The following is a 17,689-nucleotide window of genomic DNA, read 5'->3' on the forward strand; positions in this document are numbered from 1 at the left end:
TACTATATTTAAGACAAATCTCGAAAATATTCGCACATATCACAATATTTTTCTGTATTCGAACCCAATTTCAATTGCAGAAAAGAACAATGAACACCATTTAACTTTTCTTTCCTTTTAGTTGCTACAAATTTCTTGATTGCGAAACTAACAGTTACTGCTCAATTTAGGTGGCTGATGGCACATTATGTAAATCGCGAATGTGATGCTTGGGCCTTGCTCGAGTGCCTCGTCTCATCTGTCCATCAGGGCATCACCGTCGTCGATAAAGACTTGAACATCGACTTGTTTAACCACGAAGCTATTCGATTACTTGATCTTAGCGCGGAGATTGTTGCCCAGACGCCGACCTTTGAAGGTTTGATACGGTACAACGCTGAACGCGGAGATTATGGCCCAGGGGATCCGGATGAACAGGTTGCCGAACGGATCGCTATAGCCAAAAAATTTGAACCTCATGATTTTGTCCGCGAGCGCCCTGATGGCACGCGCCTCCGGATTCAGGGTACCCCAATGTCCAATGGCGGATTTGTTACCATTTATACAGATGTCACCGAAGAACACCGACAGAAGATCGAGCTTGAAAATGCTCACGAACGTTTGGAAGGACGGCTTTCAGAGAGTTCAAAGGAACTGAATCGCAGCCGTAATCTCTTATTAAACGCAATCAACGCCATATCCGACGGCCTTGGCGTTGCCAATCCTAGAGGTGAGATCATCCTCGCCAACGACAAGATGCGCAAAATCTATCCGCGGATTGATGAGTTTATTGACAGTGGGGGCAGCGCTGTTGACGTCATCCGAACCGTTTTCCCTGACAAAACCGGGCGTAATTTCGAAAACGAAGACGAAGGCCCGTTTGGAGACGGCGAGTGGCGGTTTCCGGATGGCCGCTGGTACAAAGTCACCCGAACCCGGGCCAGCGATGGCAGCTTGATCTCCGTCTATTCAGACGTCACGTCCTATAAAGAACAACATGCCGTTTTGCAGAGCCACACAGATGAATTGATCCGGCATCTGAGAAAAGAAAAAAAACTCACCGAGATGCAGCGGGAATTTGTCTCGATGGCATCGCATGAATTCCGGACCCCGCTGGCGATTATCGACAGCAACGCGCAACGCATGGCGCGAAAAATCGACAAGCTCGAACCGACCATGGTTATGGATCGGATTACGAACATCCGTCAAAGTGTAGAACGGATGCAGTATCTCATTACGCGCTTCTTGAATTTTTCGCAGTCTCAGTCGGGAGAAGTCGACCTACAGAGCGAGGATACAGCAATCCGGGATCTCGTCGAACGGGTTTGCAAATCAATACAAAGTGTCAACAAAGATCACGATATACACATCAATATTTCGGACCTTCCCGAGAGTGCGACACTCGACCCCAAGTTGTTCGAACACTGCCTCAACAACATCATTTCGAATGCGATCAAATACTCGCCAGAAAGAAAAAACATTTGGGTAACGGGCAGCCAAGCGGACGGCAACTTTCAAATTTCGGTTCGCGATGAAGGGGTTGGCATTCCCTCTGACGAAATTCCGAAAGTCTTCAACCGGTACTTTAGAGCCTCAACGTCCAGCGGGATTGCCGGCACGGGGATTGGGCTCAACATGACCGAGATGATCATTCAAAAACACAACGGCAAAGTTGATGTGGACAGTCAAGTCGGGGAAGGAACGACCGTCACCATGACTTTGCCGACAGCCGTCAGGGCTGCAGCTTGACCAATGAAGACGCAATTGGAAACCGCTCTTAAAACCAGGGCCAGCTTTTTGGAGCTACCATGACTGAAAAGGCAACTATTCTGTGTGTCGAAGACGAGAGCTTGCTCTTGGAAGACCTTCGCGATGAGTTATTAGAAGAAGGTTACCGGGTGTTGACTGCCGGAGACGGCAAGGCAGCGCTGGAAGTATTGAGTACAGACCGTCCGGACTTAATCCTCTGCGACATGATGATGCCACGTATGGATGGCCCAAGTCTGCTGAAGGAAATCCGGGACAATCACAAAAAATTGGACAATGTTCCGTTTATTTTTCTAACGGCCAAAGCCACCAGAGATGACATCATCATGGGAAAACGGCTTGGCGTGGACGACTATCTGACCAAACCCGTCGATTACGATCTTCTGCTGGCAACCGTCGATGCCTCGATTGGCCAGATCAAACGCATTGAAGAACAGAACAACAAAAAACTGAGGATGCTATATAAGTCGTTGCAAGATAAGTGGCACAAAGGCCCAGCGACAAAAACGCCACGGCCTTTAAGCATCTCGATTATTACGGCAAAGCCGAACCTTATTCAGCCGCTGACAACGGCAATGCGGGAACTGGGGTGCGAGGTGAGCTTCATTTCCGAAGACCAGCTCGCCAAGCGATCCTTTGATTTACAGAATGTCGACCTCCTGTTCATGATGTACAGCAAAGTCGTTCACTACTACTTGAAATATGTGACGGAAGAACGCCCCCAAAACTGGGATGGTGAGACCATCATTTTAGCCCCTCCGAAAATCACCGTCGAACAGCGCAACATCATTACCGACAGCGGCGTCGATGACTTTATCGAATACCCCTATCCGCCCGTCGACATATTCAAGCTGATCTTGAAGAAAATTAAGGGCGAACCGGCGATGGCCAGCGGAACTACACACTGAGCCCACCGCAGTGCCTGGTACACCGGCAGGCGATGGATGCGGCTGCGTCAAAGAAGACGTCGCAAAGCGCCTTCTTCATCCTGCAGACGATGCTGAGCTTCGTTCGTCTTCATGATCAGTGGTTACTGCGCCGTCCAGCCGCCATCGACCGGAATGGTTGTTCCGGTGACATTATGCGCAACCGGATTACACAGCCACAGCGCCAGTTCGCCGATTTCCGATGGGTCTGATGTCCGTTTTGTGGGTTGTTTTTCGGCTAGAAGGTCGGCAATTCCGAGGTCCCGATCACCACCGTGAAGCGCCGCGCGGGCAGCAACCTGCGGCTCGATCAGCACCGTTTCGGTCCAGCCCGGCGCTATGCAGTTGACGGTGACACCGCCTTTGGCCTTGGTTCCGGCCGCCGCATATTCTAGAGCCGCCACCTTACTCATGCCGACCAGGCCGAATTTGGAGGCAACATAGGGCGCCTTGTTGACTGACGCGACCAGGCCATGCACCGAAGCAATGTTGATTACCCGGCCATAGCCGCGTTCGGCCATCACGGGCAGTGCATGGCGCATGGTGTGAAAGGCGCCGGAAAGGTTGACGCCGATAATGGCGTCCCAGGTCGCCGCATCCAGCTCCGCGTAGCTGGCAGTTTTCTGGACGCCGGCGTTGTTGACCAGAATGTCGGCGCCGCCCCACTCGGCAACGGCCTGCATCATTGCATCGACGGCTGCGATATCCCGGATGTCGGCGTCAAAGAACTTCGCGTCCGGAGCCCCAGCACCTTTGACGGCAGCGACCGCCTCCGCTGCCTGCTCCGGTGTTGCCAGGCCGTGCACCGCCACCCGGGCACCGGCCTTAGCCAGGCAGGTTGCAATCGCCAGCCCAATGCCCTGGACCGAGCCGGTGACCAGCGCTGTTTTTCCTGTCAACTCACTCATTTTTCCTCCTCCTCTGCCACCAGCAGATTGCGCAAGTCGGTTTTCAGGACTTTGCCGTAGTTGTTCTTCGGCAGCGCCTCGGCAAACCGGTAAATTTTGGGGCGTTTGAACCGGGCGATCTGATCCAAGCACAGCGCATCGAGCGCCGCCGCTTCAACTGACAGTCCGTCGGCACAGACGACGAAGGCGACAACGATCTCGCCCCACTCCGGATCCTGTTTGCCGATAACAGCCACTTCATGGACCGCTGGATGGCGTAAGAGTACCTCTTCCACTTCTCTTGGATAGATGTTGGTACCGCCGGAAATGATCACATCCTTTGAGCGGTCTTGCAGGGTCAGATAGCCCTCGTCATCCAACCGGCCCATGTCGCCGGTCCAGAGCCAGCCGTCCCGGATCGTGGCATCGGTTGCTTCAGGGTTCTGCCAATAGCCTTTCATCACAGTGGAGCCCCGCACTGTGATCTCGCCGACTTCGCCGGCGGGAAGCTCGGCGCCCTCCCCGTCCACGACCTTCACCCGGACCGAAGACTGCGCCGTGCCGACGGAATTGAGCCGCGCGCGCCAGCGCTCATGGCTGCGGTCCGAAACCTCTGTGCGCGAAAGGGCCGTGATCCCCATCGGGCATTCGCCCTGACCGTAGATCTGAACAAACCGCGCGCCCATCACCTCGACCGCCTCCAGAATGTCGGCCTCATACATTGGCCCGCCTGCATAAACGACGGTACGGATGCCCTCTCCCGCCCCGCCTGAGACCTTCGCCTCATCGACCATCCGGCGCACCATAGTGGGCGCGGCAAACATGCTGACAGATGTCAGCTCCGGAGCGATGTTCAGAATTTCCGCGGCATCGAAACCGCCGCTTTCGGGTACGGCATGGCGTGCGCCGCGCAAGACATGCATGAAATTATAAAGCCCGGCGCCGTGGCTCATTGGCGCGGCATAAAGGATCGCATCGCCGGACTTCACTTCATCGACATCAACGAAATAATTCAGCGTCATGGAAGCGATATTGCCGCAAGTGATCATCACGCCCTTCGGCCGTCCAGTGGTGCCCGACGTATAGAACAGCCAGGCAAGATCGTCCGTTTCCATCGGCGCAGGCTGGTCCATCGCTGGAGTGCCACGCAGGACCGCATAGTCGGGCCCCTGGCAAGAAATGACAGTCACGCCCTCCGCCACATGTTTGGAAAGATTTGCGGTGGATTTGTCGTCGCAAAACACCAGGCGCGCACCGGCGTCAGAAACCATCCAGGCCGCTTCTTTGCCGTGCAGCTTCGCGTTGATCGGCACCACCGCTGCCCCGGCCCACCAGATGCCATAAAGCACCTCCAGATAGGCGGGGCTGTTCGACATGAACACCGCCACCCGGTCGCCACGCTCTATGCCGCGCTGTTGCAGCGCGGCGGCAATGGCTGCGGCCACATTGGCAAAGGCGGCATAGTCTGCAATCTGCTTTGTGCCGAAAAAAAGCGCCGGAGCGCCGGGCGTCTTGGTCGCGGTGCGGTACAGCCATTCAGCCGGGTTCATTGCTTGCCTCCCTTAGATACCTTTCGGATACTCTTTCAGGGCTTTATCTGGATATACCGTCAAAACACGTAACGGAGACCCACTTGGAGGACATCGCGGCTTTTGCCTTTGAACATGCACCTGTCGGACTGATCTATTCGGAGGACCGGATGATCCGGCGTTGCAACCCGCGTTTTGCGGCCATGTTCCAATACTCGGTTGCCGAGCTGACGGATGTCTCGCTGTCGCAGCTTTATCCGTCCTCGGAAGAATTCCTGCGCATCGGCCAGATCGGCGCGGAAAAGATGCTTGGCACTGGCGCGTATCGGGACGAGCGCATCATGCGCCGCAAATCCGGTGTGCTCTTCTGGTGCCGGGTGCGGGGCCAGTCGCTCGACAAGGATCATCCGTTTGCCCGCGCGGTCTGGAGCTTTGCCGATATTTCCGACGACCGGCCGCTCGCCGAGATGAGCCTGAGGGAACGTCAGGTGGCAACCATGCTGGCAGAGGGTCTCACATCCAAGGAAATCGCCCGCGCCCTCGACATCTCCCACCGCACCGTCGAAGTCCACCGCGCCCGTTTGATGAAAAAATTCAACGCCCGCAACAGCCTGGAATTGATTGCCCATATTGCCGGCGTGCCGGTTTGAGTTTTTTGGCATTTGCCGTGCGCAGGCAAGTGTCCCTGCCCCGCAGTCATCCTGGACTTGATCCGGTCAAACAAAACTATAACAAACGGGAAAAAAATTGGCTGTGCATTACGGTTCGCGACTTTGGCGTTGATCTGGAAGATGCACTTTCGATCTCGGAGAGTGTCGAGATCTAACTAGAAGGGCCAGCGTAAGTCGGCTCCAACCCAAAGTGCATCGAAACAAAAGGGCCGTTCAGAGGCAAAACCGGCGCATAGCAGCCATAGGCAGTGGTCTCAATCAATGGCCGCTTCGGGCCCCTAGTCGGAAATTCAGCGCGTCGCAAGTTTATTCTGGAAGCCGACATTCATTCGAGGCGCAGCTAATTCACGGGATGGGCGGGATCCAGCCGTTCGATGCGGTCCGGTCAAATGACTAAATTGGGCCGGGAAATAGCGAGAAGGGAAAACTTGGCAACGGTTTCGCAAGGCGGGAAACCGTCGTTCGCTGCTGAAGGCGCCAAGGTCTGCTATGTGCTCCCCCATACCGCTCGAAGCTCATAAGCAATTAGGCATTGTAATGGCTAACCTCGTTCTGGACCTTCAGATAAATAACAATCTCTGAGCCAAACTATCAGTTAATAGTTTTGGGAAAACTTGGTCTCCCGAACATTCGGCTCTTGCTACATTAGAATTGTTGTTAAGTCGGGAATCTTATGCCTTACTAGGTGCGTGATCGGTCATATTGCGACCGCAGATGAATTGGGCGGATCCGTTTGGCAATGAAACGTTATTTTCCGAAAAGATTCCGTAAGATATCAGAATATCTAACAATTTTGTCTGTTCTGCCTTTTTTCTTGTCCGGATCAGCTGGTGCCGGGGATCTATATTCTGACAACCTCTCGAATCATAACTTTGATGTTGGCGCGATTGCGCAGCTGAAGAAGTACCTCGCTGATGTCGATGCGCGAGAAAAATGGCAGTCCAACCGTGATCCAAGCCTTATCCTGGCCGCTGGTGAAAACGACCCGCTGTTGTTAGAAACTGACGAAGCGGGGCTGGAGAGTTCCGACAGCCAGGACACTGAGGATGATCTCCTTCTGGAATCGGAAGCCGAAAGCGGCGACCTCCTGGTTTCGGATGACGATGAATTGTTGACCGACGAAGATTCACTTCTGGCAGAGGACGATGACGACAGTCTTCTGGACTCGGATGACGGACTGCTGATCGCCGACGATGATGATGACGATCTGCTGACGGTTGACGGCGAAAGCGCTACGGAGTCAGTCGAGGGCAAAAAGAAAGAAGAGCGGGCAGCAAAACGCCGATCAGCAAACGAGGAACATGAAAAACTGTTCCTGGAGAGCAAGTACCCGTCTGCCAATACCTGTGCGACCTGTCATCCGAAACATTATGAAGAATGGTCTGTGTCGCAGCATGCCTATGCGCAGTTAAGCCCGATCTACATGGCGATGCAGACCACAATCAACATGAAGACCAGTGCCACGAATGGAGACTTCTGCATTCGCTGTCACAATCCGGTCGGGATGAACATCGGAGAGTCGCTCTATGTTTCAAATTTGGAGCGTACACCGACATCCCGAGAGGGGATAACCTGTGTTGCCTGTCATCGGGTGAACAGAAATTATGGCAAGATTAGTGGCCGGTTTGCGCTTGAGGAAGGCGATGTTTTTTCTCCCGTTTATGGCCCCAAAGGCGGTGCGGAGCTGGCACGGGTTTTGAGCAAGCCTGAAGACTATAGGGTTTCCCAATCCCGGGATGATCCGGGGCGGAGCATTCACACCGAAGCCAATCAGTTTTTTGCACTGACGAAACCTGGGTTCTGTGGCACTTGCCATGATGTGACGCTGTTTAACGGCTTTCGTCTGGAAGAAGCCTTTGCCGAATACAAGCAGTCACCAGCCGCAAAACGTGGTGAGACTTGCCAGGATTGCCACATGGGCAAAATCCAGGGCGTTGCCTCAGGGTATGATTATGGCCCTGCAGCCGTCGTTGGAGATGTGCCGACCCGTAACCGGAAATTGACCAATCATTTCTTTGCTGGCCCGGACTATTCGGTGGTCCATCCCGGTATCTTCCCGCACAATGTTGAAGCGGCCGAATTCAAGACGCTCAAGGAGTGGCTGCAGTTCAATTACAAGGCGGGTTGGGGAACGGACAAATTCGAGGACCGGATTACCGACAGTTACAAGTTTCCGAAAGCCTGGGAATCCATCGATGACCGTTATGATGCGCGGGAAATTCTCAAGGTTCAGTTTGAACGTTTGGCCAAAGCTCGTAGGCTGCGCGAGCAAGTTTTGCGCAACGGTTTCAAACTTAGTGACATCACCATTTTGAACAATACAAATGGCAAGTTGTCATTTTCCGTCGATGTTAGCAGTGGCACCGATGGTCATGGTGTGCCGACAGGATTTGACGCCGAGCGTCTTATATTTCTTGAAGTGACTGTAAAGGACAGCCGCGGTAATGTTGTGTTTGTCTCCGGTGACCGTGACCCTAATGGCGATGTGAGAGATGCGCACTCTCTTTATGTCCACAACGGCGAACTGAAATTGGACAAAAACCTGTTCAGCCTTCAATCGAAATTTGTTGTCAGATTGTTGCGCGGCGGCGAAAGGGAACAGGTTCTCGCGGTCAATACATCCTCTGATGTACTGCCATTTGTGCGTCCAGAGCGGCGCGCGACAACAATTTATGGTCGGCCACGAGGTGCTCGAAAACATAAGCAAAACCTTGAACCCGGAGCCAGCCGGACTGCAAAGTACAAGGTGCCTTCCAATAAACTCAAAAAGGGAGAGCGCTATACAGTATCGGTCAAACTGGTTTCTCAGATGGTTCCGGTCAACCTGATTGCAGCTATTCAGGGAGCTGGCTTCGACTATGGAATGAGCCCGGCTCAAATCGCTCGAGAAGTTGTGAAGGGCAGTTCCGTTCTGTGGTCCAGAAAAACGTCGGTGAAACTGAAATGAGCCGAGTTTTGACCAGGGCAGTCCGGCAAAGATCCACGGGTCTCCTGACCGCGTTGTCGCTTGCGGGGCTATCTATTCTCACAAGCGGTCAGCCTTCAGTGGCAGCTGGCAGTGCGCTGAGTGACAAGCCGATCAGGCTTTTGACTGAAGAGGAAGTTCGCAAGGGCAAACGGAATGACGCTCACCACAGCAGTGAGTTGAGCGAAGCGCCGGCTCCTTTGCTTCCCGAAGCCGAACAACCAAAACCGACGCCTCTGATTTTTGAACGGGGTGAGAAGTTTCTTGCTGCGGGAAACCTCAACCCGGGTATTGAGCTGCCGACTGGGGCGATCTGGCAACCGTCTCTTTGGGTGTTCGGGGACTATCGAACCAGCATCGGACATTTTGCAAATGGCAACACCCCAAGCAGACAATATTGGGCAAACCGCCTGGACATTTTCGTAAACCTGAAACTCACACCCACCGAGCGTATTTTGCTTGGGTTTTCGCCGCTGTCTGATGGTGGCAACCATACCGGCTTGCTTCATACGGACGCCGATGGGCTTGAGTTCAACAATGCGCTCAACCCGTACATTACAACCTTGTTTTTTGAAGGTGAATTCGGGGAGATATTCCCAAATCTCGATCCGAACGACACCAAGAGCTACGATTGGGGATTTTCAATTGGTCGGCAGCCAATCCTGTTTCAGGAAGGCATTATGATCAATGACTCGATCGATGCCATCGGAATTACGCGTGACACCATCGTCATCCCAGGTCTCACGCCGGATATGCGCGCCACAGCCCTGGTCGGTTTGCATAACATTCGCCGCAACAACAACGTTCTGGATCATGGAGCCATGTTGTTCGGTCTCTTCACAGAAACAGACCTTAGAAAGAGCACCGTCAATCTCGATGCTACCTATGTCTTCAGCAATGATTCCAGCGGAGGAGATGGGCTCTATTTCGGAGCATCGGCAACGCAGCGCATTGGGCATTTCAACACGTCCTTCAGAGTGAATACATCAACAGCTCTCGACAATCGTGGTTCTGCAGTAAATGACGGCGTTTTACTGTTTTCGGAAGTTTCCAGAACAGCCACCGGATCAAATAACGTTTATTATGGAAACTTGTTTTGGGGCTTGGGAAATTACACATCAGCTGCCCGTGACAAGGGAACTGGTGGCCCGCTCGGACGTGTCGGCGTGTTGTTCGCCGCCCCTCAAGTCAGCCTTGGGGGCGCGGCGCTTTCCAATAGAGCGGACCATGCGTTTGGCGGGTCGTTAGGTCACCAAATGTTTTTCAATGAAGACAAAACCCAGCTGACCCTCGAGATTGGCGGTAGAAAAGACACGGACGGTTCAGGTCAAGGGGCTGCAGCGATCGGCGGCCAGTTTCTTCATGCGCTGAACAATCGAACCAGTCTTCAGGTTGATGGCTTTGTTTCGGCAAATGAGAACCGTCGCGCCGGAACCGGATTTCGTATGGAACTGAGGACAAGGTTCTGATGAAAACCCAAATCCAGGCTCATTTCAGCAAAGAGTGCCGTGCATGATTCAGGTGTTGCAGATCGGCGGCGGGTTGGTTCTCCTAACAGTCTTAGTGCAAGGATGCCTGGCGGTTTATGGACAGTTCTCCCGAATTGTTCAGGAAAGGCGAATGGCAGCGAAACGACTGGAGCAGTTTCAAAGCCAGGCGAAAAACATATTTCAACAAGCTGAACTGGATCGTAGTACGTCCGAGCTCACCTGGTCGGGCAAGCGGAAATTCAGGATCGTTTCAAAAATTCCAGAGAATAAATGCGGCGATATCTGCTCATTTTATCTGGCGCCCCATGACGGCGGCAGCTTGCCTCCCTTTAGTCCTGGCCAGTTTCTGACTTTCGAGCTTCAAATTCCAGGGCAAGCAAAACCTGTTGTTCGTTGTTACTCCCTGTCCAACAGTCCTGCGAATTTGAAAACGTACCGGGTGTCAATCAAACGAATACCGCCACCGCCGGATGCATCGATCGACCTGCCTGCTGGCTTGTCATCCGGTTTTTTCCATTCAAGTCTGAATGAAGGCGATGTCGTCGATGTGCTTGCGCCAAGTGGTCAGTTCGTTCTCAATCTTCGGACCGAAAGACCAGTTGTCCTTATTGCTGGCGGGGTTGGTCTAACGCCGATTCTGTCTATGTTAAAGTGGCTCTCCGATAAGAACAGCCATCGGGAAACCTGGATATTCTATGCTGTGCGCAATGGTGAAGACATTGCGTTTCGAGATGAAATCCGCAAAATCGTTACTCAGCACGACAACTTCCATGCCGTTTTTGCCTACAGTCGGCCGACTGAGGAGTGCGTTGAAGGCGTTGATTTTGATTGTGCCGGGTTTGTTACGACAGACCTTCTTAAGCAATATCTGAATTCATCCAACTACGAATTCTATATCTGCGGTCCGCCGCCGATGATGGAAATGCTGACAGCGCAACTAAGCGACTGGGGCGTGCCGGATGAAGATATCAATTTCGAAGCATTCGGACCCGCATCGGTCAAAAAAACCCAACATGTCAGTTCCGAACAAGATACCGGCGATAAAGAGCTTACTGTCGAATTCGCGAGATCAGGAAAATCAGTAACCTGGACTGCAGCAAATGGTACAATTCTGGATCTCGCAGAAGAGAATGGCGTTACGATAAACTGCGGGTGTAGAGCCGGAAATTGTGGAACGTGCGCGACGGCAGTTAAGAGCGGAAATGTGTCTTATGTTGCAAAATCTGCAAACGCACCTGCGCAAGGAACCGCTCTCGTTTGTATTGCTCGGCCGGAGGGAGATCTGGTGTTGGATGCTTAGAGTGCTTGCAGATTAGCCATGCTGTAAATTGATTTATTGGGGGAGAGATTATGTTTGAGGCGCTTCTGGTCCGGGCGACCAAATTCTGGTTGCTCAAGTTCTTTGCTGCTGCAGTTCTTGTTGGCGTGAGCGGAGCTGGGGCCATAGCCAATCCAGATATGATTGTCGGCCCGAATGAATGTGCTGAGTGCCATAAGAAGGAGACTTCGGCTTGGCAAAACACGCATCACTTCTCGACTTTCAGAGAGTTGCCAAAGAGTAAGGAAGCCAAGGAAATCGCTGGCAAAATGGGCGTTAAGCGCCTGAAAGCAGACAGTCTTTGCCTGGGATGTCATTTCACGGTCAAAACCGAGAAGGACAAACCGAAAGCGATTTCAGGTATCTCTTGCGAATCTTGCCACGCGCCAGGCAAGGACTGGTACAAATTGCATTCCGGCTTTAGCGGGAAAAAAGAAGGCCAGGAGAGCAAAGAAGAAATCGCGTCCAGATGGGAAAAATCGGAAGCCGCCGGCATGATCCGACCTTCAATGACTTATGCGCTGGCGAAAAACTGTTTCAGCTGTCATCTCGTGCCAAATGAGGAGTTGGTCAACAAAGGTGGACATGCGGCAGGGAGCCCGTTTGAACTAGTAAGCTGGTCCCAAGGCGAAGTACGGCACAATTCCTGGTACAACAAAGGCAAAGGCAATCCCGAAGCATCTCTGGAAAGAAAGCGGATGCTCTTTTTGGTCGGGCGGATTGTGGAACTGGAAACCGCTTTGATCGGCGTCAGCAAGGCGACGGTGAAAAAAGACTACGCTCTCAAGATGGCAAAACGGGCCAGCAATGCTCGAAAGGCTATGGGAAGTCTCGCAAAGCTATTGCCGGATGCACCCGAGTTGGCGGAGATTGCAAATGTCTCAAAGGCAGCAAAACTGAAACTCAACAATGAAGATGCCCTGGTGGAAACTGCGGGGAAGATTTCCGTGTTGGGATTAAAATTTGCGCAGACTTACGATGGCTCGACCTTCGGTGCGATAGATAAATACATTCCCAAGTCAGACAAATTCAAAGGAAAGCCTACGAACTAGAAAGTAAGGCTTGGGAGGGCGTGAACTTGTCTCTTGAACAGCGTGATGAGCGCAACAGGCGTTGGGATACAACGTTTGGAGAAGAGCCGTTGGACAGTGCAGCTGTTGCGCGGGTTCTGGCTCTTCCCGCATTTGCTGATGTCCAAGCAGACAGTTTTCCCGCGCATCTTAGTCTGGAAGCGCTAATTGCGAACGAGGGCCGTATTCGAACCTGCAAGCGCGGAGAGGTCATCCTGCGCCAAGGAGATTATGGAAATTCCCTTTTCATAATTCTGTCAGGTTCCGTGATAGGCGTGAATGATCCAGACGTAACAGGGAAGACGGCCGGAAGGCGTTCAAAAAAAACGGCTTCATGGAAGCGGTCGTTGGCACAATTGTTTGCGGCCTACCGGCCTCCAGAGTATCGCCGTGCGAGAAGCCTTGGAGCCAATGACCGGAGGTCACGCGGGGCTGCGGGCGACACCTACCAGTTTGAAGGCATCACTGCCGTTGATGTTGATGAACTGCAGGTGCGCTATACGACTTTCTCCTTTGAAGCCCCTCAAATGTTTGGTGAACTGGCAGCTCTGACACGCAGCCCCAGAAGCGCAACCATATTTGCTGCTGAAGACGATACGCTTTTGTTTGAGATGAGCTGGCAAGGATTGCGTGAAATCCGTGATTGGTCCGAGAGTTTTCGTCAGCAAATAGATAGTCTCTATCATGAACGCGGTCTGGTCATACGCCTCAGGGAATGTCCGGTCTTCGATCATGTCGATGATGAGACACTCGATAAGATCGCAAAAGAGGCCCTATTCGAGACCTACGGAAATTTTAACTGGACCCATCGCTTCAAACGGGAAATTGGCAAAAGCGACAAGGCAGATACCATAATAGGCCTCGAAACGCTCATTTGCGAAGAAGGGGATCATGTTGATGGGCTTTTGCTGATCAACAACGGTTTTGCGCGGGTCAGTCAACGAGTGGATCATGGAGAAAGGACAATTGGGCACCTTTCAAAAAATGATTTCTTCGGCCTGGATGATATCTTTGTAGCCAACAAGGGAGGCGGAACGTCACTTCGTAGCAGCTTGCGTGCAATTGGGTATGTCGATGTCATACGCATCCCGACTTACCTGGTTCATGAACATGTCCTCCCGGGCTTGGATGCCGGCTTGTTGCGCCTTTCGGATGCTGAGGGGATATCAGTCGAACGTGAAGAACTGAAGCAAGGCATGATGGATTTTCTTGTCGATCACCGCTTCATCAACGGTGAACAGGCGATGGTTATCAATCTGGATCGCTGCGTTGGTTGCGATGATTGTGTCCGCGCTTGTGCGGTTGCGCATGACAACAATCCCAGGTTCGTTCGTGCCGGGCCTGCATATGAAAATGCGCTTGTGGCGAATGCCTGTATGCACTGCACAGATCCGGTGTGCCTAATTGGATGCCCGACTGGGGCGATACATCGCTCTTGGGACACAGGTACCGTTGTTATCAACGACAACACCTGTATCGGCTGCGCAACCTGTGCAAACTCATGTCCCTACAACAACATTCAGATGGTTGAGATACGCGGCGAAAGCGGTGATTTTCTGCTGGACCTTGAGGGCAAGACGATTGCCCGGGCGACAAAGTGTGATTTATGCAGTGACCAGTTGACGGGGCCAGCCTGTGTTCAGGCTTGTCCGCATGATGCGCTGATGCGAACCAACATTCGTGACACAGATAACCTCGTGAAGTGGCTCCGATGAGTTTCTTTTTGAACAAAAAGATGCTTGTGAGTTTAACCGCAACTGCCCTGTTGTCGGCTGTGTTGTTTGTTTTGAACAACGCCTACAACATATCTCTGCGTGATGTTCAGTATTTCAATGGGTGGGTTTTGCTCACACTCATCGTGGCAATGCTGTTTCTGACTATCCGCAAAAAGCTCGTTATATTGCCGTTTGGCCGCACCAAGCATTGGCTCCAGTTGCACTATTATCTCGGCCTGATAACTCTTGTGGCGTTTTTGATCCATACCGATCTACGCTTGCCAAATGCGCCTGCTGAATGGGTTTTGTGGCTTTTGTTTTGCCTTGTTGCGGTGAGTGGCTTGTTTGGTGGACTTGTCAGCAAAGTCGTGCCCAAACGTCTTGAAGAACATGACAATCAGATATCGTTTGAGAATTTGCCATCCCTGCGTGCACAGCTGGCGGAGCAGGCAGAAGTCCTCGCAATGAGCTCACTTCAAGGGGGGGATTCCCGAAGCCTGGCAGAGCTTTATGTTGATCGGCTGCATCACTTTTTTGCAGCGCCCCGAAACATCTGGGCACACCTCAGATTGTCTGATTTGCCGCTTGCGCGAATATTGGGCGAAGTGGACTCCATTCAAAGATACCTCGATGACACAGGCCAAGCTCGGCTAGATGAAATGAAATCGTTGGTGAAAGCTAAAAACGCTCTCGATTTCCATTACGCCCATGGGAGTGTTTTGAAGTTCTGGCTGTTCGTCCATGTTCCTCAAACCTATGCAATGATTGTGTTCATCCTTGTGCATGTCGCAATTGCGTACGGCTTTTCTTCGGGTATTGCGTGATATGTCAGATCGGTTCGATCCTACCCGGCAAACACAAGGCTATGCACGCCCGCAAGACCCTTGGATTTGCGGCCGTCTTGCGGAGGGGAAACCCTGCGTCCGCGGACCTGACGAGAAGGGTGGATGCCGAGGCGGATACGAATGTCAGCCATGGCTCAAAAATGACAGATGGGAATGTCGGAGGTCTCATCTGCAGGGTGGTCCCTGTGAACAAGGCCCGCTTTCAGACGGAACCTGTTGCCGGAAGATCGAGACTTGCGTACCGGTCGCAAGTGTAAGGACGCGGCGAAACAGCATTACCAGATGGGCAATTGCATTGGCCGTAGGCTTGGTTGCTGTCATTTTGGCCGGGGGCATTGGCAATGAGTTATTGATGCCCGGGCCATTGAACTCCTCACATGCGAACTTAGGCGATTGCAAGACGTGCCATGCAGTTGTCGGGACAGATAAGCTGGGTTGGGTCCACAATCTGGTCGAAGGTGCGAGTGCTCACGAAAACGCAAAACTCTGCATACGTTGCCATGAAGTGGGAGAAGATGCGTTTACTGCCCACACCCATCCTGTTGCAGACCTCAGGCGTCTTACTGAGCTGAGAGTGTCTTCTGAGCCGAATACACCCTTTCCCGAAGAAAAATTCGGGGATTGGGTCCGATATTCAATTCCTGCGCCGCAATCTAGACCGGGTAAATCCGAAATCTATTGCGCGACATGTCATGAAGAACACCAAGGATCAGCAGGCAACCTGATGGCAGTCCCCGATACGCGCTGCCAGACCTGTCATGTCAAAAAGTTCGGCAAATTCGCTCAATCCCATCCGCAATTCACGGATTATCCGTTTACCCGGCGTACGCGCTTGATTTTTGATCATAAATCACACTTTGCGAAGCATTTTCCGAAAACAAAAGAAACGAATGATAGAGCTATCTCCGCGCCGGGCTATTGCTCTGACTGCCATGTTCAAGGTGAAGACAAGAAATACATGGAGACCGGTTCATTCGATGCCATGTGTTCCCAATGTCATAACGCCGATATTCGCGGTGTGAATCGGGCAAGCGGACCCAAAGGAATACAATTCCTGACAGTTCCAGGATTGGATCTTGCAGTTATTTCAGAGCGTGGTGTCGATATCGGCGCATGGCCAGAGGACTCTGAAGCTGAGGTGACACCGTTTATGCGTTCCCTTCTGGCCTCTATTCTGGATGGCAGGGATATCGTCAGCGAAGTGTCAGATCTTGAACTGCTTGATCTCACGGATGCCAGCGACGCAGATTTGGCTAAAGTTCAGGATCTTGCGTGGGCTGTCAAAAGGCTCTTCTGGCAAACAGAAAACTCCAGCCTTCAGTCCTTTATGAGCTTGCCGCTGAATTCAGAAGGCGATGACCTGGAACACCAACAGATGGGGAATATGAGCGGTGTAATGTCCCGGGATGTCATCGCGTCGGCCAATCGTGAGTGGTTCCCCAGTTTGACTGACGAACTTCAAAAACATGCCGCCGGAGAAAAAACTCACTATTTCGCTGCTCTCATTGAAAAGAATGAGCAAAACACTGAAGCCCCCGAACAAGAAACAGAAGAAAGCGATATCAAAACAACAGACAGTGACATTCTTGAAGAGGGCGACGACGGTATATTGGGCGATGAGTTGGAAACAGAGGCCGATGAACTGATTGTAGATGATCTGCCTCTGGAGGACGCAACTGGGACTGATGATGAAATCTTGAATGATGTAGCGAAAGACGAAGACCTAGAGAGCCTTGACCTAGAGGCGGGCGCAGAAGATGAGGCTATTCTTGAAGAGACGGATGATGGAGGCATTCTCGGCGACAGTCTGGAAACGCCGAACTCCGACCCTCTATTGTCTTCTGACGAGAGTGATGACGTCTTGGTAGTCGACGATTCCACGCTCAACGACCCTTTGGAAGAGAACGCTGCTGAACAAGCGGACGATGTGGCAGGAAATGTAGCGCTTTTGGGATCAGAGAGCCTGGATCCGGAAGCCTGGGCAGCTCTTGGGGGGTGGTATCGACGAGACTATTCTCTCAACTTCCGGCCATCGGGTCATTCTGACAAGTTCCTTTGGGCGTGGTTGACGTTTTCCGGTTACTCCTACGGGTCTCCAAAGGAAAGCCAGTTTGCGCCAGTATTTGAGCAATTGTCGCCTTCAGACGCCGTCGGACGTTGTACCAAGTGCCATAGTGTCGATGACGAAAGCGGCCATAAGCATGTGCAATGGCACGCCTTCAGTTCCGAGCGCGAAGCAAAGCGCTTCACAACATTCTCCCATGGTCCGCACATCGGGACGGAGAATTCCGATGGGTGTGCAATGTGTCATCAAATGACCGAGGGACATCAGGTTTTTTTGGACACATACAATGCAGGCAACGCGAGCGAATTCGTTCTAACGTTCAAGCCAATCGATAAAACAACTTGCTCTTCTTGCCACACCGAACAGGCAGCAGGTGAAGAATGCACTTTGTGCCATCAGTATCATACAACTGACATCGGGCACCCAATGACGAGAACAAGCTTGCCTACCGAGTAGGTGAGC

Annotated in this window: 13 protein-coding genes; 11 read left to right on the top strand and 2 right to left on the bottom strand. The window is 52.3% G+C overall.

What is annotated here, in order from left to right; all coding sequences use genetic code 11:
* Window positions 1-177 precede the first annotated feature (177 nt).
* Together ACOOFE_RS18015 and ACOOFE_RS18020 are read left to right on the top strand one after the other, a co-directional pair.
* Window positions 178-1,728, top strand: a complete 1,551-nt coding sequence (locus tag ACOOFE_RS18015; protein ID WP_420411332.1) for a PAS-domain containing protein — start codon at window positions 178-180, stop codon at window positions 1,726-1,728.
* Window positions 1,729-1,787: 59 nt separating this feature from the next.
* Window positions 1,788-2,654 carry a response regulator transcription factor gene (locus ACOOFE_RS18020; RefSeq protein ID WP_420411333.1) on the top strand — a complete coding sequence of 289 codons (867 nt, stop codon included), beginning with the start codon at window positions 1,788-1,790 and terminating at the stop codon, window positions 2,652-2,654.
* 122 nt (window positions 2,655-2,776) lie between these two features.
* On the opposite strand, the gene ACOOFE_RS18025 is transcribed toward ACOOFE_RS18020, so the two are convergent.
* Window positions 2,777-3,580 carry an SDR family NAD(P)-dependent oxidoreductase gene (locus ACOOFE_RS18025; protein WP_420411334.1) on the bottom strand — a complete coding sequence of 268 codons (804 nt, stop codon included), beginning with the start codon at window positions 3,578-3,580 and terminating at the stop codon, window positions 2,777-2,779.
* Window positions 3,577-5,109, bottom strand: a complete 1,533-nt coding sequence (locus ACOOFE_RS18030) for a class I adenylate-forming enzyme family protein (RefSeq protein ID WP_420411335.1) — start codon at window positions 5,107-5,109, stop codon at window positions 3,577-3,579. Before ACOOFE_RS18030 ends, ACOOFE_RS18025 begins: the two co-directional genes overlap by 4 nt.
* 83 nt (window positions 5,110-5,192) lie before the next feature.
* Between ACOOFE_RS18030 and ACOOFE_RS18035 the strand changes: the two genes are divergently transcribed.
* The 9 genes from ACOOFE_RS18035 to ACOOFE_RS18075 all read left to right on the top strand — a co-directional run bounded on the left by ACOOFE_RS18035 (window position 5,193) and on the right by ACOOFE_RS18075 (window position 17,683).
* A complete protein-coding gene (locus ACOOFE_RS18035; RefSeq protein WP_420411336.1) occupies window positions 5,193-5,738 on the top strand; it encodes a LuxR C-terminal-related transcriptional regulator in 546 nt (181 codons plus the stop codon).
* On the top strand, window positions 5,735-5,914 hold the full coding sequence (locus ACOOFE_RS18040; RefSeq protein ID WP_420411337.1) for a hypothetical protein: 180 nt from the start codon (window positions 5,735-5,737) through the stop codon (window positions 5,912-5,914). Before ACOOFE_RS18035 ends, ACOOFE_RS18040 begins: the two co-directional genes overlap by 4 nt.
* A 638-nt stretch (window positions 5,915-6,552) precedes the next feature.
* Window positions 6,553-8,706 (top strand): multiheme c-type cytochrome, encoded by a 2,154-nt coding sequence (locus tag ACOOFE_RS18045; protein ID WP_420411338.1) that lies wholly within the window; start codon window positions 6,553-6,555, stop codon window positions 8,704-8,706.
* Window positions 8,703-10,193 carry a hypothetical protein gene (locus ACOOFE_RS18050; RefSeq protein WP_420411339.1) on the top strand — a complete coding sequence of 497 codons (1,491 nt, stop codon included), beginning with the start codon at window positions 8,703-8,705 and terminating at the stop codon, window positions 10,191-10,193. Before ACOOFE_RS18045 ends, ACOOFE_RS18050 begins: the two co-directional genes overlap by 4 nt.
* Window positions 10,194-10,236: 43 nt before the next feature.
* The gene (locus ACOOFE_RS18055; RefSeq protein ID WP_420411340.1) at window positions 10,237-11,514 is read left to right on the top strand and encodes a 2Fe-2S iron-sulfur cluster-binding protein; all 1,278 of its coding nucleotides are present in this window, start codon (window positions 10,237-10,239) and stop codon (window positions 11,512-11,514) included.
* Window positions 11,515-11,564: 50 nt separating this feature from the next.
* On the top strand, window positions 11,565-12,584 hold the full coding sequence (locus ACOOFE_RS18060; protein WP_420411341.1) for a cytochrome c family protein: 1,020 nt from the start codon (window positions 11,565-11,567) through the stop codon (window positions 12,582-12,584).
* A gap of 365 nt (window positions 12,585-12,949) precedes the next feature.
* Entirely contained in the window at window positions 12,950-14,317 is a 1,368-nt protein-coding gene (locus ACOOFE_RS18065; RefSeq protein ID WP_420411342.1) for a cyclic nucleotide-binding domain-containing protein, read from the top strand.
* The gene (locus ACOOFE_RS18070) at window positions 14,314-15,141 is read left to right on the top strand and encodes a hypothetical protein (protein WP_420411343.1); all 828 of its coding nucleotides are present in this window, start codon (window positions 14,314-14,316) and stop codon (window positions 15,139-15,141) included. The genes ACOOFE_RS18065 and ACOOFE_RS18070 overlap by 4 nt, the downstream gene beginning before the upstream one ends.
* 979 nt (window positions 15,142-16,120) lie before the next feature.
* Entirely contained in the window at window positions 16,121-17,683 is a 1,563-nt protein-coding gene (locus tag ACOOFE_RS18075; protein ID WP_420411344.1) for a hypothetical protein, read from the top strand.
* The last annotated feature ends 6 nt before the right edge of the window (window positions 17,684-17,689 follow it).

The sequence above is a fragment of the Roseibium sp. genome, assembly GCF_965216085.1.
Taxonomy (GTDB): Bacteria; Pseudomonadota; Alphaproteobacteria; order Rhizobiales; family Stappiaceae; genus Roseibium.

Coding starts and splice junctions, on each gene's coding strand:
- ACOOFE_RS18015 (WP_420411332.1), top strand. CDS start 178: ATGGCACATTATGTAAATCGCGAATGTGATGCTTGGGCCTTGCTCGAG.
- ACOOFE_RS18020 (WP_420411333.1), top strand. CDS start 1,788: ATGACTGAAAAGGCAACTATTCTGTGTGTCGAAGACGAGAGCTTGCTC.
- ACOOFE_RS18025 (WP_420411334.1), bottom strand. CDS start 3,580: ATGAGTGAGTTGACAGGAAAAACAGCGCTGGTCACCGGCTCGGTCCAG.
- ACOOFE_RS18030 (WP_420411335.1), bottom strand. CDS start 5,109: ATGAACCCGGCTGAATGGCTGTACCGCACCGCGACCAAGACGCCCGGC.
- ACOOFE_RS18050 (WP_420411339.1), top strand. CDS start 8,703: ATGAGCCGAGTTTTGACCAGGGCAGTCCGGCAAAGATCCACGGGTCTC.
- ACOOFE_RS18055 (WP_420411340.1), top strand. CDS start 10,237: ATGATTCAGGTGTTGCAGATCGGCGGCGGGTTGGTTCTCCTAACAGTC.
- ACOOFE_RS18060 (WP_420411341.1), top strand. CDS start 11,565: ATGTTTGAGGCGCTTCTGGTCCGGGCGACCAAATTCTGGTTGCTCAAG.
- ACOOFE_RS18070 (WP_420411343.1), top strand. CDS start 14,314: ATGAGTTTCTTTTTGAACAAAAAGATGCTTGTGAGTTTAACCGCAACT.
- ACOOFE_RS18075 (WP_420411344.1), top strand. CDS start 16,121: ATGGAGACCGGTTCATTCGATGCCATGTGTTCCCAATGTCATAACGCC.